The organism is Streptomyces sp. NPDC093984 (assembly GCF_044764595.1).
In the GTDB taxonomy this organism is placed as follows: Bacteria; Actinomycetota; Actinomycetes; order Streptomycetales; family Streptomycetaceae; genus Streptomyces; species Streptomyces cynarae.
The window spans coordinates 14568-28880 of record NZ_JBIWIM010000017.1; the positions used below are offsets into that span (position 1 = coordinate 14568).

The following is a 14313-nucleotide window of genomic DNA, read 5'->3' on the forward strand; positions in this document are numbered from 1 at the left end:
CTCGCGCGCAGGGCTCATAGCGGCTGCAGGTGGATGTATGCCGTGCCGCATGATCGATCTCACCTGCTCGCGCGTCTTCCTTCGTCGCCCGTTGTGCGTTCTCATCAGGGAGACGAGGTGGCCCCTGCGGGTGTGACAGCTCAGAGGGCGTTTTGACAGCATTTGGCGGCGGGGTGGTAGGCGCTTGGGCCGACCGCGACCACTCCCGCCATGTTGTAGGAGACAGCGTTACGCGATACTCGTCCTGTGGAGTGGTTCGAGCGGGCCCGGGCAGCGGAACAGCTCCGGGATTGGGCTGCGGCCATCGCCCTTGTAAGCGCCCACGCCGAGTGCTACTCCACCGATTACTACATGCACGACAACCATCTGTGGCACATGAATTTGCTCGCCCGTGCGGGGCGGTTCTCGGAACTTACGGAACTCGCTCTCACGGATGTCCATGCACGTCGGAGGCTCAACAGATCGCTTCGCGAGCAGGGGATGGAGGCGGCGCTGCGCGGCCGCGCGAAGGATGGTGACCGCGACGCTCTATACGTTCTTGTTCGGCTGCTGTGCGAGACAAATCAGGTCCAGGATGCCCATCGAGCGGTCCAGGACCTCGGCCCTGAGGATCAGTACGCCCACCAGATCGTGGCCCGCTTTCGATCGCCATCAAGCGGTGCGCAATAACGCTCGACAGCTGCCTTATCTGACCTATCAGGAGGTCGTTCGTGGCGCGTCTCGTTCACGGGTGAGACGACGTCAGGACCGCTGGCCACGGCGCTCGTTCGGATTCTGCTTCCTGGCGAAGCTGCCAGCCTCGTCCTTGGTGATGATGTCGAGCTTGACCAGGCGTTTCAGCTTGGCGCGGGTGCCTTCGATGTTCTTCGGCAGCAGTGCGTGGTCGAGGGCTTCGCAGACGTCACGGGCCCGGAGGGGGCCGGTGGCCTCGTTGAAGACGGCGAGGATGCGGGGGTAGTCGGGGTGCTCGGGCAGGTCCGGTGAGTCGGCCTGGACGGAGATCCGGTCGGCGAGGGCCGTGACGGTCTTCCGGGTGATCGCCAGGTGTTCGAGGTGGATCTCGGCTTCCCCCAGCCGGCCCTGCAGTCCATCGACCTGGGCGCGGAGGTCGTCGGCCAAGGCCCGGGCGGCATCCTCCTGGAGGCCGAGCGCGTCGAGCAGGGGCTGGACGTTCACCCGGTCACCGCCTGCGGGTCGCGCCAGGTGAGGGTATTCGCACCGGTGAGGCGGCGGACCATGACGTGGGTCATCGCCCAGTAGACGCGAGAGGCGGAGGAGGATGGGCGGTGCTCGTAATCACGGACAAGGCGCCGGTGCAGTATCAAGATCCCGTAGGTCCGCTCGACCCTCCACCGCTTCGGCTGCGGGACGAACCCTTTGCCCTGCGGGTTGCGTTCGACGATTTCGACGTCGATGTCCAGGCGGGTGCCGTGGGCGACGACCTGATTCTTGAAGCCCTGGTCGACCAGGGCCTTGCGGACGGTTCCGCCGGCGCTCTCGCCGACCTGGTCCAGCAGCATGATGCCCGCGGCGTTGTCGTGGGTGCTCGCGGCGAGGACGGCGACGGCGATGACCAGGCCGAGCACGTCGACGGCCAATCTCCGCTTGCGGCCCGGCACCCGTTTCGCCGGATCCCGGCCGGTCGTGGAGGCGGGGACCCCGGCGGCCACGTGGACACTCTGCGTGTCCAGCATCACCAGGGACGGGTCCTCTAATCGGCGGGCCTTCTCACGGACCTGGCAGCGCAGGAGCTCGTGGATGACCTGGTCGGTCCCGTCGTCGCGCCAGGCGGCAAAGTAGTAGTACGTCGCGCTCTTCGGTGGCAGGTCGTGCGGCAGGTAGGCCCACTGGCAGCCGGTCCGGCCCTGGTAGAGGATCGAGTTCACGATCTCCCGCATCTCGTAGGCTCCCTGGTGGCCGCTCACCGAGCGGTGCCGGTCCTTCCACATGGTGATCACCGGCTCGATCAAAGCCCACTGCTCATCCGATAAGTCGCTCGGGTACGGCTTACGTTCGCTCACCCCGCCACCCCAACAGACCATCGGCCCTGGACCAGCAGACTCCACCCCCACCCACACCATCAGGTGACGGCAGAACCGCTCAAAGACTCACGAACCGCCCTCTCAGTCCCCAAGTCCCAGCAGGTGCCGTGCTTCGGACGCATCGATCACCTCTTCTCCCAGGCACCCAACGAAGCCTGGGAGCAACGTTCGTGTGGTGACGGCGCAAAGGGCCCACGCCTCTACCACTGGGCCACCCTGCAGATCACGCCTATCGAGGACTTCGACGGCGAAATGCCCACCCACCAGCGGTGGGCACTGGCACGCCGCAGCATCAACAAGCCCGACCAGATCGCCTACTACCTCGCCTACGCGCCGCTCGGCAGCACGGTCGGGCACCTGGTATGCGTCGCCGGGATGCGCTGGGCCATCGAGGAAGCCTTCCAGGCCGCGAAGAACGAGTGCGGCCTCGACCAGTACGAAGTCGCCGCTATACCGGCTGGATGCGGCACATCACCCTGGCCATACTGGCGCACGCCTTCCTGGCCGTCATTGCCGCCGACGCCGCGGCAAAAGGGGCAACAGAAACGGTTCCTGCCTCGCGGCCCTCACCGTGGCAGAAGTTCGGCTGCTCCTGGCAACTGGCCACTCACTCGCACGTGCCCACCAGCCCCTCATCAGCGCACGCGCGCTGAGATGGTCACACTGGCGCAGACGACGCCAAGCCGTCGCCCGCCGCTGTCACTACCAGCGGCGGCTGCACACGATCGAGGGGCGGCCCGGGAAAGAGAACACGGGCCGTCCAGCAGCCCACTACACTCACCCAAACCGCCCCTGAACAGGGAAAACGTCAAAGTGCTGCTGGAGTATTAAGGATCGAGGTTAAAGGAGTCGAATTGCAATATCTCCGTCCATTGTCCCGTATCCGACGAGTGTCCGTCCGGAGGAGTCCTGGAGAGTGGCCACCGAAATTCCGATAGGTGATTCGTCAACAAGAGCCCCTGCAGCAACGTCCCATTGGCGCACGACACCACTATCGTAGGCAACAATAAAATGCGGTCGTCCTTCGAATTTGGCGGCACACAAGGAGGAGACTCTCTCCCCTTCCACTTCAAGAGGATCCCCGATGGTTTTTCCTGATACTGCATCAAATCGATAAATCACCCCCTCGATGTCTGCGCACGAAACGATCACGCCCCCACCATCGGTTGCAGTAACCTTTATATCTGCCACCTCCGCAGCCGAGACCTCCCAGCCGCCGAGATAGTCCCCGGTCGTACCGTCCCATCGCCGGATGTATCCGTCATCGCCTCCGGAGAAAACCACTGGACTGTGACCGTGAGCAGCGTGCACAGCAACACACTTCACGCTGCCGTAGTGGCCTTCGAGCGGTCTTCCCACTTCTGCCCCAGTTGCGGCATCCCACCGATACACCAGATGATCGTTTCCAGCCCCAACCAGCAGAGCTCGCCCGTTACCTGAAACGTAGGCATCGACGCCCCAGATCGACCTGGGAATTTCGTTCGATGGCGCTTGAAGAGGCAACCCGGTGCGTACATCCCATCTCGCGACACCCGCTTCCGTTCCAGCGGCCAGAATGCCCACGCCGGCGGTGGACTGAGCTGCCACGAGGCCGAAGCATCCGTCAGCCAGAGATCCCCTCGGAAGTTCCCACCGCAGTTGGCCGGTGACAATATTCCACGCGCGCAGTCGATACTCTGGATCAGCGGCCCCAGAAATCAGCAGAGTTTCACTCGCATCCCCCGGAAGCTGAGTAAGCAATACTGGCCAGACAATCCCCTCGTGCGCTCCCATGATGCGCATTTCAGATTCGTTGCGCACGATATGCGACATATCGTGTTCCGCCCTTCATGGTAACTCTGGTAGCGATGCGATCGCCCACATCAGGATTGAGGATACGAGACAATCGTGGGCGGTCTGCAATGTAGACCGCCCACGACTGCAGTCGCCCTAATTGGCCGTTCTCTATCCGCTTGCGTGGTCGATCGGCTTCGAACGGGGTGCTGGATCGGGTGACTTGGCTGCTGGCGGGGCATAGAGGAAGGGCCTCTTGGTAGCTCGCGGTTGTCGAGTCCAGCGAGAAGCAAGAGGCCCTGTTGTCGAAATGTCGCGTGATCGCGGTTACCGGGTCCAGTGTGTCCACTCCTGGGTGTGACTGTCTCGCCCATCGGTTCGGGAACGCCGCAGACCGGCCGGATCGCCGGCCTCGGTACGGCTCGGACATGAGCGATGCCGAGTGGGCACTGGTGCGGGATCTGCTGCCGGTTCCCGGATGGCTGGCGGGCCGGGGCGGGCGGCCGGAGGGCTACTGCCACCGGCAGATGATCGACGCCGTTCGCTACCTCGTCGACAACGGCATCAAATGGCGGGCGATGCCGTCCGACTTCCCGCCCTGGCCGCGGGTGTATGCCTTCTTCGCCCGCTGGCGGGACGCGGGGCTGGTGACCGAGCTGCACGAGCGGTTGCGCGAGGCCGTCCGCCTGGCTGAGGGCCGCAATGACGAGCCGAGTGCGGCGGTCGTGGACTCGCAGTCGGTGAAGGCGGACGCCACCGTCCCCCTCGCTTCACGGGGATACGACGCCGGAAAGAAGATCAACGGCCGCAAGCGCCACCTGCTCACCGACACCCTCGGACTGCTTCTGGCCGTGCTGGTCACACCGGCCTGCACGACCGACCGGGACGCCGCCCGCACCCTTTTGCCCGCAGCAAAGAATCACTTCCGGCGACTTGCCCGCATCTGGGCCGACGGCGGATACACCGGGCACCTCACCGACTGGACTGCCCAGCACCTCGGAGTCGTCCTCGACATCGTCCGCCGCAGCGACGAAGACGGCGGCTTTCAGGTCCTGCCCCGCCGCTGGGTCGTCGAAAGATCCTTCGCCTGGCTCCTGCGCAGCCGGCGCTTGGTCCGGGACTACGAGCGACGCACCGACACGAGCGAAGCCGTCATTCGATGGTCGATGATCGCACTCATGAACCGCCGCCTGGCCGCACGACCTCACCGGCCTGCTGCCCTGTCGGCAGGGTGAACCTTCCGGGCTTCGTCTCCACCAGCCAGCCCCGTTCCACCAGCCTCTTCAACCGTGCTCTCGCACCCTCGACCCGCGAGGCGGAGGCGCTGTCCCAGCCGAGCACCACGGCCGCCCGCCGGGCGCCCAGCCCATCGTCTCCGGCCTCCGCCGCAGCGGCCATCACCGCCTGGTAGTCCACCGACAGGTCTTCGACCCCGGCCGCGTTCTCCCGATGCGGCACCGCACGGCGCGGGCCTACCGGCTTCCTCTGCGACGGACCGCCGACCGCCACGGCAGGTGCTTCCTCCTCGGCCAGTGCCTCCAGATACTGCTCGAGCCCAATCACCCGGCGTCTGAGGATCTCTTCGGCGTCCGTCAAGTCCGCCCGCCCGATCCAGTTCGGCTTCGAGTTCCTCCACCCGCACCATCGCGGCCTTCCGCCGAGCTTCCAAAACCGCCCGCATTGACGGCATCCGACACCCCCACGGCGACTCGATCAGCAACGAGTCGATGCTTCCGTGACCGCCCCAATGCCATGTCTGACCAGCGGAATCCGCACACGGGGTTCGGAAAGAGAACGACCTCTAAGGCGATGGGCTGCGCCGCAAAGAGGTGTGCTTGCATGCGGCGCGGGCCACGCTCGAGCAGATCGACCACCCCGCCGCCACCGACACCGCCCGCAACCGGTTCGTCCGTCTCTTCGCGGAAGTCAGCTACCAGGGCGGCACCTCCCGGGAGCTCCGGAACGAGCTGGAGGACGCGGCGCGCGCGGTGTTCGAGCCACCGTGCGTCTTCGCGACCAGCGGCCTGGCTCGTGCCGTGGGCCCCGCGAGCATGCCATGGACCCTGGAGATGCTGCTCTACCGGATCGACTCCATCACCACCGCCATGCAGGCCGTCCGCGACAACAAGGTGGACGAAGAACTGCTGGTCCGCTCTCGAGCTCTCTACCTACAGACCAAGCACTGGTATGAGGATCTGCGCCCAGGTCTTGCCGCGCAAGCAGTCGGCCCCTTCGTGGGCTTGTACCGCGAGCAGAACCTGGACGATCACTTCAACAACGTCGGGTCCGAAATGCTTGGCGCCATCGCGATGTTGTTGGTCAGCCCGATCGCGCAGGCGCAGTTCCCGCCGCGTGGGTAGGGAGCCTCGAGTCATGGTCGGGTGCCGGCGTCCGACTGTCCCGTTGGCCGGTTCACGGCTCAGTTACCGGTCCAAGGCCGCTCAAGTTCGATGGCACAAGCTCAGAAGCTGTGTCAGATCTGCTGATCTGTGACGCTCGGTACCGCGTGCTTCTGGTGCTCGGCGGTTGTTGACGGTTACGACGTCGACGTTTAGGCCGGAGGGTGGTGCTGGACGTCGTCTTCGAGCCACGAGACGACGGGACGATCCGGCGAAGGCTCGCCGGGTTGGCGGTCGGAACGGTGGGATGGGCAGTGATGCGTCCGTCGTTCACGCTCTCCGACACCACCTTCCACTTCGTCGAAGGCGACCCGGCCACGGCCCTCGAACAGGCGCGCGAAGCAGCGCAGGGCAAGGACGTCCGACTCGGCGGCGGTGTCACCACCATCCGGCAGTTCCTCGATGCCGGCCTCGTCGACACCATGCATGTGGTGGTCTCGCCGGTAAAACTCGGGTCCGGACTACGGCTCTGGGAGTCTCCCGATGAGCTGCTCGACCGGTTCCCCTTGGAGGTCGTGCCCAGCCCGAGCGGCGTGACACACCAATTGTGTCGGCGTACAAGTGTGGATGTGCGCCACCTCGGACGGATGCGCCAAAGTTGATGCGGTGACGAGTCCTGTCAGTGAGCCTGCTGTCGTCGGTTCGGGGTGCCGGAGGAGCGGCCGCTCGGGACCGCCCCTGCATCCCCTGGCTCAGGATGCTTCCATGGCCCGGTTGAAGAGCCGGCCGGCAAGATCGACGCCGATGACCGCGCCGTCGGCGTCGCGGGAGAAGTAGCCGCGCTGCCCCTTGAGGCCGCCTTCGGTGACGACGTACTCGTCGCCGTCGCCGGGAAGGAAGCCGATGGCCGCGGCCGGGTGGTCCGGGGGCATCTCCTCGTCCGACGCCTCACGGATCTCCGGCTTGATCCCGACCGCCAGGGTAAGGCGGGTGCCGTCGGCGGCGATGTCGAGGTTGATGGCGTCGATCTCGTAGCGGCCGACGACCTCTTGGGCCCGTCCCTCGTCATACGGGACCGGCTCCACCGCCTTCTCGACGACGCCGAGGTAGTGCTCGAGCACCCATCGCACGGCGGACTGGTTGAAGGGGTAGCCGTCCGGGCCGGCGTTGGCCAGGGAGACCACCGCGAAGTTGCGTTCGGGCACGATGAGCAGTTCGGCGAACTGGCCGTTGCCCGAGCCGCCGTGGCCGATCCCGTGGAGGCCGTCCAGGTCGCGCAGGAACCAGCAGATGCCGAAGCCGTCGCCGAGGGTGCTGGCGCGCAGCTCGACCGTCCGCTCCCGCATGCGATGCAGCGCTGCGGCGGGCAACACGCCCTCCCCGTCACCGAGTTGGAACCGTGCCCAGCGCAGCAGATCGCTCACCGAGGAGGCAAGGCCCCCGCCGGGGTTGTCACCCCGCGCGCCCTCCTTGAATCCTGCCCAGGGCCGGGCGGGGCGCAGTCCGCCGTCGTCGCCGCGGTTGTAGCCCACCGCGAACTTGCGGACCATCACCTCGGACAGGCCGTACACGGTGTCCGAAAGGCCCACCGGCTCCAGGACGAGCGAGGCCATGGCCTGCTCGAAGGGCAGGCCCGTGACCTTCTCGATGATCCGCCCGGCCAGGTTGTATCCGGCCTGGCTGTAGGAGGCGCGGGTCCCGGGCGGTGCGATCAGCGGCAACTGGGGCAGTTTGGCCACGAGCCCGGCCAGGGAGCGGTCGCCCTCGCCGTCGTCGATCAGGTTCCAGTCCAGGCCCGCGGTGTGGTTGAGCAGGTTCAGGACGGTGATCTGCGCCGCGGCCTGCTCGTCGGCGAGCTCCAGCTCGGGGACGTAGCGCCGCACCGGCGCGTCCAGGTCCACCTTCCCCTCCGCGACCAGGCGCATCAGAGCGGTCGCGGTGAAGGTCTTGGACACCGACCCAAGGGAGAACAGCGTCTTCTCGTCGACGTCCAGCGGGTTGCTGAGGCTGGTCACACCGTGCGAGGCGTAGATCTCCTGGCCGTCCAGCAGCACCCCGACGGCGACACCCGGAACGCCGAGCTCCTGGGCCTGCGCAGCGACGAAATCCGACAGCTTCTCCTGCGACATTGCTCCCCCTCCAGAAACTTGAACTAAGTACGAGAAGGAGCGTAGAGGCCGACTCGAACAAAGTGCAAGCGTTGTCCCGAACTAAGTTCAAGGTAAGGTGGCGGCCATGCCGCGAGACACACTGACCGCAGACCGGATCGTCCGGGCGGCCATCGAGCTGCTGGACGACGAGGGCCTGGACGGCCTCAACATGCGCAGCCTGGCCAAACGGCTCGGCTCGGCCCCGACGGCCATCTACTGGCACATCAAGACCAAGGACGACCTGGTCCGGCTCGCCGGCGACGCGATCTGGGACGAGGTCGAGCTGCCCGATCTGGATGCCATGGACTGGCGTACGGCCGCCACCGCCCAAGCCACCGGCATGCACGCGATGCTCACCCGGCACCCCTGGCTCGGCCAGGCGTTCGGCAGCCATCTCCTGTACGGCCCCGGGCAGGCCCGCCACAACGACCTCAGCCTCGCCGTCTACGAGAAGGCGGGCTTCACCGCTGCCGACGCGGACCGGGCGGCCGGCAGCGTGCTCGTCTACGTGCTCGGCAGCGCGCTCGGACCCGCCGCGCAGGTCTCGCTGAACCGCCGGCTGAGCAAGAACGGCGCGAACGCCGAGCAGGCGATGACCGAGGCCCTCTCGAGCGCCACCGAGATCGCCATGCGATTCCCACGGCTGCGCGAACGCCTCGGCACCAGCGCCGCGGCCGAGTACGCCGCGGCGCCCGACAACACCTTCGAGTTCGGGCTCCAGTCCCTCCTCGACGGCTTCGAGGCCCGCCTCGCCGCCGACCGCACCCGTCGCCGCGAGTGACCCGACCAGCCCATGGGCCCGGACAGTCCTGCCGCGCAGCCGACCCAACCGTGTGCGAAGCTCGACAAGACCGACTATCGCGAGCGCCACACGGTCGAGCGCGGCATCAACCGCCCGAAGAGGCAAGGGGATACGACAAACTCGCCGTCCGCTACGAGGCGACCGTCCTCGTCACTGCCATCAATGAATTGCTGTGACCAGCGTCATCGAGGGCAATCCAGTAGCGGCGCTTGACCCCGATTTCGGTGCTGCGTACATCTTCCAGAACGCCGCCATTGCTCTCTATGGTGCGCGCCGAACCGACGTTGCCATCGTCACAAGTGAGAAGGACCCGGTCCAGACCGAGCGCCGGCGCCTTAGGCAAAACCGCTCCCAGCGCCCACGTGGCCAGTCCGCGTCTTCTGGCGGAAGGCCGAATGCTGTAGCCGATGTGTCCGCCGGCTTCCAGCAGAAAGGCGTTCAGATAGTGACGAAGGTCGATAGCTCCGAGGTAGGTCTCACCGTCGACGATCCACCAGTGGGTGGCGTGAACGCGCCCTGGCCCGACAGGCAGCGACCGGTCTGACTGCTGGCGCAGTCGCTCGACCCAGGAGGCGAAACCTTCCGGACTGTTGAGGTCCTCATCAGCAACCAGACGCAGGCCGGCCCCGTCCTGGTGAGCACCAGGCTGCCACTCGTCACGCGCCGCGAGCCACGAGGAATGCAGCCGTACCGTGGGAGCGATCAGGTCAGCCATACGAAGGACGGTAGCACCCGCACCTCCCATTGATCAGGCACTTTGCGCTGGCTGGAGCCTCTGGCTCGTCGAGTTGGCTGTGTCAGTTTGTGAGGGCTCTGGTCCAATTCTTGTGGGCGTGTACGCAGGGTGACTATTGGCCTCTGCGCGATGCGGGTCGAGGTCGCCCGAAAATCGCCCAGCCAGCATGCGGCGGGGTCGACAGTGCTACGCCGTGAACGAAGTACGGCCGCAGCTGGATGAGCTGCTGTTCTCCTCGGTGGAGGGCGTGTTCGTGGAATCGGTCGAGGTGTCCGACACGGTCATCCGTGTCGAGGCCCGCACGACTGCCAGCCGGGCGGCATGCTCGCGATGTGGGTGCTGGTCGGACCGAATACACGGCTCCTACCTGCGGTTCCCTCATGATCTGCCAGCGGCCGGCAAGTTGGTTGTGCTGTCGTTGCGGGTGCGTCGCTTCGTCTGTGTGGAGGAGTCTTGCTCGCGGAGGACATTTGCCGAGCAAGTGCCCGGGCTGACCCGCCGGTTCGGTCGTCGGACCGAGTGGCTTCGATCGATGTTGCTCTCGGTCGGCCTTGCCCTCGCCGGCCGGGCCGGCGCCCGGATGACGGACGTCTTGGGGACACCGGTCAGCCGGAACACTCTGCTGCGGCTGATCGTTTCGCTGCCCGATCCTCCGGTCACGGTGCCCCGCGTGGTCGGCGTGGACGAATACGCCCAGCGCAAGGGCCGTATCTACGGAACTTTGCTCGTCGACGTCGAGACACGTCGACCGATCGATCTTCTGCCGGACCGGGAGGCGGACACGCTTGCTGCCTGGTTGGCCGAACGGCCGGGCATCGAGATCGTCTGCCGCGACCGTGCCCCTTTCTTCGCCGAGGGCGCGACCCGTGGCGCCCCACAGGCCATTCAAATTGCGGACCGGTGGCACCTTCTGGCACAACCTGGGCGAAGCCGCCGAGAAGTGCGTCTACCGGCACCGCGGTTGCCTGCGTCCCGCGCCAGAACGGCCTGAGGAACCAGCGGAGGAGGCGGAGTCGGCCGCGTCGTCGCCCTGGCCGACGGGCCACCGGTTCGCTGAACGCACCCGTGCCAAGCACGCGACCATCCACGCGCTTCTGGACGCCGGCCACAGCAAGCGGTCCGTCGCCCGGCAGCTCGGCATGACGCTCAACACGATCCCGCGCTTCTCTCGCGCCACCACGCCGGAGGAGTTGTTCACCGGGCAGTGGCAAAGCCGCGCGACCAAGCTCGACGCCTACAAGCCCTACCTCGCCCAGCGCTGGCAGGAAGGCTGCACCAACGCCTGGAAGCTGTGGGAGGAGATCAGAGAGCAGGGCTACCCGGACGGCTACGGAAACGTCCGTAACTACGTGAGCAGGACTCTGCGCCGCAAGCCCCAGCCGGTCGGGCCCCGGCCGCCCTCGGCCCGCGCCGTGACCCGCTGGATCCTGACCCACCCGGACGCGCTGGTCGAGAGCGACCGGATCCAGCTCAAGGCTGTGCTGGTCAACTGCCCCGATCTGGATGTCCTCGCCAAGCACCAGCGGGCCTTCGCCCACATGGTCACCGACCTTCGAGGCGACCAACTGCCAGAGTGGATCAAATCAGCCAGAACCTCTGCCGACCTGCCCAGTCTCAGCCGGTTCGCTCACCACCTCGAACGCGACCTTGACGCCGTCGTCGCAGGGCTCTCCCTACCGTGGAACTCCGGCGCCGTGGAAGGTCATGTCAACCGGATTAAGATGCTCAAGCGCCAGATGTTCGGCCGCGCAGAATTCGAGCTCCTCCGCAAGCGCGTCCTGCTCGCGAAGTGACGTTGTCAGCGGGCCTGATCCGACTGCCTGTGTTCGTCATCGATCCTGCGGGGCATCACACCGAGGATCAGATACTCAAGGGCGCACGGCATCGGCCCGAAGCTGGCGACCCAGGTCTCGACAAGGCAGATCTCACTGCCCTCATCGACACCTAGAAAGAAACGGCCGCCATCCAGCTCGCCGAGCGGGAAGAGACGTCTCCAAAAGGAGTCGCTCCACTCGGAGAAGCGGTCATCCTCTCCCCAAGCCAACTCCGGGTTCAGTTCGAACGGTTCCCGAGCGCGGTTGATCCCCGGGCCACCGATGCTCACCGTCAGCCCCCCGAACTCCTGGAGAAACGCCTCCGCAGCGTCGTGCATGACGATGCCGACCGCTTCGAACATGGACCGCCAGTCGGCCGTGTCGACCCGCCTGCCCGCCGTCCATCCCGAAGCCTCCAAGACCTCAAGCACCTCCGGCGACCAATCACCATGACCGGCACAGCTCCCCCCCAACTTGAAGCAGAAGGCGATCATCCCAGCAGACGACCTGAGTGAGAACAGCGTCTGACCGCACCACAAGAAATGGACCAGAGCCTGAGTTTTGATGTCGCTGGCTCGCTGGGAGATGGGCGCGATGCGTGTTCGTCGCCAGCGAAGACGGTCGTGGGCCATGGCTGCTGCTGCCAGGGTGTGCTCATGAATACGACACCGGATGGACGGCCTATCCCTCCCGCGCATGCCGACGAGCGCGCCATGCTGGAAGCATGGCTGGACTTTCACCGTGCGACTCTCGCCCTGAAGTGTTCGGGCCTCAAAGATGATCAGTCACGGCTTGCTGCGGCGTCGCCCTCGTCGATGACGCTGCTCGGTCTCGTTCAGCACATGGCTGAGGTGGAGCGCAACTGGTTCCAGCGTATATTCGCAGGTCAGGACGTGCCCCCTGTCTTCGGAGAGAACAACGTCGACGGCTTTGCCCTTCAGCTGGAACGTGGGTTCGACGAGGCAATGGCTGCGTGGCAAGCGGAGGTCGCTCGAGGCCGTGAGCTGATCGCTGAAGCATCGCTGGACGACTCCGGCCGCCTGTCAGAGCAGGAAGCGGGTCACGTCGGTGATCAGGGAGTCTCCCTGCGCTGGATCATGGTGCACATGATCGAGGAATACGCACGTCACAACGGTCATGCCGACCTCATCCGCGAACAGATCGACGGAACTATCGGCGCATGAGACGTGCTTGCGCGGTCGGAAGGACTTGCTGGAGCATTCGGATCGGTACAGAACAACTTGTTCTGGCGAAGGTGACGGAAGGGGCATCCGCCCCAGCGGATGCCCCCTCGCGCTGCGGATAGTGCTCGCGAGGCCGAGGACCGCACGCCTTCCGATGCCCCCACTGAAGCCATGCATGACTGGGTTTCCAAGAAGCGGCGCCAGCATTGAGCCACTGGTGACGAGGGGAACCGGCCTCATGAGGCGGCGCGGTCAGGGCAAGGCGGCGGGGGCCAGCCGGATCGTCTGCGGCTGTGTCCGCCGGAGGCGTATGGGCTTGGGCTTGCCGGCCGCCTTCACCGGTTCGACGGGGTGTGGTGTGGTGCGCGGTGGTCGGGGAGGGCGGGTGAGGCGGCGGACCATGAGGGTGATGAAGGTCCAGGTGATGTGGGCCTCGCTGTGGGAGACGAGCCGCTCGTAGTCGCGGACGTTTCTGCGGGCTCTCATGATCCACGAGATGGCCCGCTCGACCCGCCACCGCTTGGCAAGGACGGCGAACCCGTCCTGGTCTTTGCGGCGGGGCACCGTCTTGAGGGTGATGCCGAGGAAGGTGTGGGACCAGTCGACGAGGACTCCGCCGTAGGCGGAGTCCGCCCAGGCTACGGCGAGTTCGGGGTGGGTCAGGCGCAGGCGGAACAGCTGGTCACGAGCGGGGACACTGTCGTGCGGCGAGGCGGGGGTGACCATGACAGCCAGGGCCATGCCGCGCATGTCGACGGCCAGGTGCCGCTTCCGCCCGTTGATCAGCTTCCCGCCGTCGAAGCCGCGGGTGTCCTGGCCCACCGTCTCCGCCCCCTTGACGGACTGGGAGTCCAGGATCACCGCGACGGTGCGGGGATTGAGACCGTCGTGAACACGGACCATCTGGTGCAGCTCGGCATGGATACGGGCCAGGTCCCCGCGCGCCCGCCATCGCTGGAAGAAGCCGTAGACCGCGCGCCAGGGGATCCCGAAGTCGACGGGAACCGCCCTCCACTTGATCCCATTGTCGTTGACATACCGGATGGCATCGACCACGTTGCGGCGCGGATGCTTCTCCGGGCGCCCGCCCGTGGGCAGAGTGCAGGCCGGGAGCGGCAACAGCGGTTCGAGGACGGCCCATTCGGCGTCCGTGGTGTCAGTAGGGTAGCGCCGTTTGCGCACGGTCGGCGGGGTCTCGTTCGTGGTCATCAGCGTTCCACGCGGGTGAGGACTTCTAGAGTGGCCTTGACGCCGCCGAGCTGGTCCAGGACCAGGCGGATCCATTCGTCGTCCGGAGCCTTCTTGGCGTGCGGGGCGATGATCCCGGTGATGAAGTTGGTGATCCGGTGCAGTTCCGCCTGGAAGATCGCCCGTTCGTAGGAGAGCCAGACCTCGCTCTCCTCCGACATCTGAAAACCGTCTGCTGTAGGTCACCGGCGGAAGTCCTTCCTTTACCGCGACCTTCCGCAGGAA

General features: G+C 66.1%; 16 protein-coding genes and 2 pseudogenes. 9 read left to right on the forward strand and 9 right to left on the reverse strand.

What is annotated here, in order from left to right; translation table 11 throughout:
* Positions 1 to 246: 246 nt before the first annotated feature.
* On the forward strand, positions 247 to 669 hold the full coding sequence (locus ACIRC0_RS35055) for a hypothetical protein (RefSeq protein WP_403624693.1): 423 nt from the start codon (positions 247 to 249) through the stop codon (positions 667 to 669).
* A 72-nt stretch (positions 670 to 741) separates the two neighbouring features.
* Here ACIRC0_RS35055 and ACIRC0_RS35060 read toward each other — a convergent pair whose 3' ends face one another.
* Both ACIRC0_RS35060 and ACIRC0_RS35065 read right to left on the reverse strand, forming a co-directional pair.
* Positions 742 to 1176 carry a hypothetical protein gene (locus ACIRC0_RS35060; protein ID WP_403624695.1) on the reverse strand — a complete coding sequence of 145 codons (435 nt, stop codon included), beginning with the start codon at positions 1174 to 1176 and terminating at the stop codon, positions 742 to 744.
* Positions 1173 to 2021 (reverse strand): IS5 family transposase, encoded by an 849-nt coding sequence (locus ACIRC0_RS35065; protein ID WP_403624698.1) that lies wholly within the window; start codon positions 2019 to 2021, stop codon positions 1173 to 1175. The genes ACIRC0_RS35060 and ACIRC0_RS35065 overlap by 4 nt, the downstream gene beginning before the upstream one ends.
* 482 nt (positions 2022 to 2503) lie before the next feature.
* Between ACIRC0_RS35065 and ACIRC0_RS35070 the strand changes: the two genes are divergently transcribed.
* Positions 2504 to 2695 carry a hypothetical protein gene (locus ACIRC0_RS35070; protein ID WP_403624701.1) on the forward strand — a complete coding sequence of 64 codons (192 nt, stop codon included), beginning with the start codon at positions 2504 to 2506 and terminating at the stop codon, positions 2693 to 2695.
* A 187-nt stretch (positions 2696 to 2882) separates the two neighbouring features.
* Here ACIRC0_RS35070 and ACIRC0_RS35075 read toward each other — a convergent pair whose 3' ends face one another.
* Positions 2883 to 3854 carry a WD40 repeat domain-containing protein gene (locus tag ACIRC0_RS35075; protein WP_403624704.1) on the reverse strand — a complete coding sequence of 324 codons (972 nt, stop codon included), beginning with the start codon at positions 3852 to 3854 and terminating at the stop codon, positions 2883 to 2885.
* 389 nt (positions 3855 to 4243) lie between these two features.
* Here ACIRC0_RS35075 and ACIRC0_RS35080 point away from each other — a divergent pair, with 389 nt between their 5' ends.
* Entirely contained in the window at positions 4244 to 5050 is an 807-nt protein-coding gene (locus ACIRC0_RS35080; protein WP_403624707.1) for an IS5 family transposase, read from the forward strand.
* Here the strand turns inward: ACIRC0_RS35080 and ACIRC0_RS35085 are convergent.
* Positions 4992 to 5496: pseudogene (locus ACIRC0_RS35085) on the reverse strand (hypothetical protein). The gene ACIRC0_RS35080 and the pseudogene ACIRC0_RS35085 sit on opposite strands and share 59 nt — an antisense overlap.
* 154 nt (positions 5497 to 5650) lie before the next feature.
* Here ACIRC0_RS35085 and ACIRC0_RS35090 point away from each other — a divergent pair.
* Complete coding sequence (locus tag ACIRC0_RS35090) at positions 5651 to 6175, forward strand: hypothetical protein (RefSeq protein ID WP_403624710.1); 525 nt, start codon at positions 5651 to 5653, stop codon at positions 6173 to 6175.
* A 299-nt stretch (positions 6176 to 6474) separates the two neighbouring features.
* Positions 6475 to 6816 (forward strand): annotated as a pseudogene (locus ACIRC0_RS35095) (dihydrofolate reductase family protein); the annotation flags it as partial.
* Between the two features lie 90 nt (positions 6817 to 6906).
* Here the strand turns inward: ACIRC0_RS35095 and ACIRC0_RS35100 are convergent.
* Entirely contained in the window at positions 6907 to 8283 is a 1377-nt protein-coding gene (locus ACIRC0_RS35100) for a serine hydrolase domain-containing protein (RefSeq protein WP_403624712.1), read from the reverse strand.
* A gap of 106 nt (positions 8284 to 8389) precedes the next feature.
* On the opposite strand from ACIRC0_RS35100, the gene ACIRC0_RS35105 reads away from it, so the two are divergent.
* Positions 8390 to 9085, forward strand: coding sequence for a TetR/AcrR family transcriptional regulator (locus ACIRC0_RS35105; RefSeq protein WP_403624715.1), 696 nt, complete (start codon positions 8390 to 8392; stop codon positions 9083 to 9085).
* A gap of 151 nt (positions 9086 to 9236) precedes the next feature.
* On the opposite strand, the gene ACIRC0_RS35110 is transcribed toward ACIRC0_RS35105, so the two are convergent.
* Positions 9237 to 9821 (reverse strand): GNAT family N-acetyltransferase, encoded by a 585-nt coding sequence (locus tag ACIRC0_RS35110; RefSeq protein WP_403624718.1) that lies wholly within the window; start codon positions 9819 to 9821, stop codon positions 9237 to 9239.
* Positions 9822 to 10035: 214 nt separating this feature from the next.
* Between ACIRC0_RS35110 and ACIRC0_RS35115 the strand changes: the two genes are divergently transcribed.
* Both ACIRC0_RS35115 and ACIRC0_RS35120 read left to right on the forward strand, forming a co-directional pair.
* Positions 10036 to 10833 carry an ISL3 family transposase gene (locus ACIRC0_RS35115; RefSeq protein ID WP_403624721.1) on the forward strand — a complete coding sequence of 266 codons (798 nt, stop codon included), beginning with the start codon at positions 10036 to 10038 and terminating at the stop codon, positions 10831 to 10833.
* Positions 10834 to 10981: 148 nt separating this feature from the next.
* Positions 10982 to 11635 carry a transposase gene (locus ACIRC0_RS35120; protein WP_403624724.1) on the forward strand — a complete coding sequence of 218 codons (654 nt, stop codon included), beginning with the start codon at positions 10982 to 10984 and terminating at the stop codon, positions 11633 to 11635.
* 5 nt (positions 11636 to 11640) lie between these two features.
* On the opposite strand, the gene ACIRC0_RS35125 is transcribed toward ACIRC0_RS35120, so the two are convergent.
* Positions 11641 to 12288, reverse strand: coding sequence for an SUKH-3 domain-containing protein (locus ACIRC0_RS35125; protein ID WP_403624727.1), 648 nt, complete (start codon positions 12286 to 12288; stop codon positions 11641 to 11643).
* A 24-nt stretch (positions 12289 to 12312) separates the two neighbouring features.
* On the opposite strand from ACIRC0_RS35125, the gene ACIRC0_RS35130 reads away from it, so the two are divergent.
* Positions 12313 to 12840, forward strand: coding sequence for a DinB family protein (locus tag ACIRC0_RS35130; RefSeq protein WP_403624730.1), 528 nt, complete (start codon positions 12313 to 12315; stop codon positions 12838 to 12840).
* Positions 12841 to 13092: 252 nt separating this feature from the next.
* Here the strand turns inward: ACIRC0_RS35130 and ACIRC0_RS35135 are convergent, their stop codons facing one another.
* Both ACIRC0_RS35135 and ACIRC0_RS35140 read right to left on the reverse strand, forming a co-directional pair.
* Positions 13093 to 14049 carry an IS5 family transposase gene (locus ACIRC0_RS35135; protein WP_403624733.1) on the reverse strand — a complete coding sequence of 319 codons (957 nt, stop codon included), beginning with the start codon at positions 14047 to 14049 and terminating at the stop codon, positions 13093 to 13095.
* Positions 14049 to 14249, reverse strand: coding sequence for a hypothetical protein (locus ACIRC0_RS35140; RefSeq protein ID WP_403624736.1), 201 nt, complete (start codon positions 14247 to 14249; stop codon positions 14049 to 14051). Before ACIRC0_RS35140 ends, ACIRC0_RS35135 begins: the two co-directional genes overlap by 1 nt.
* Between the last annotated feature and the right edge of the window lie 64 nt (positions 14250 to 14313).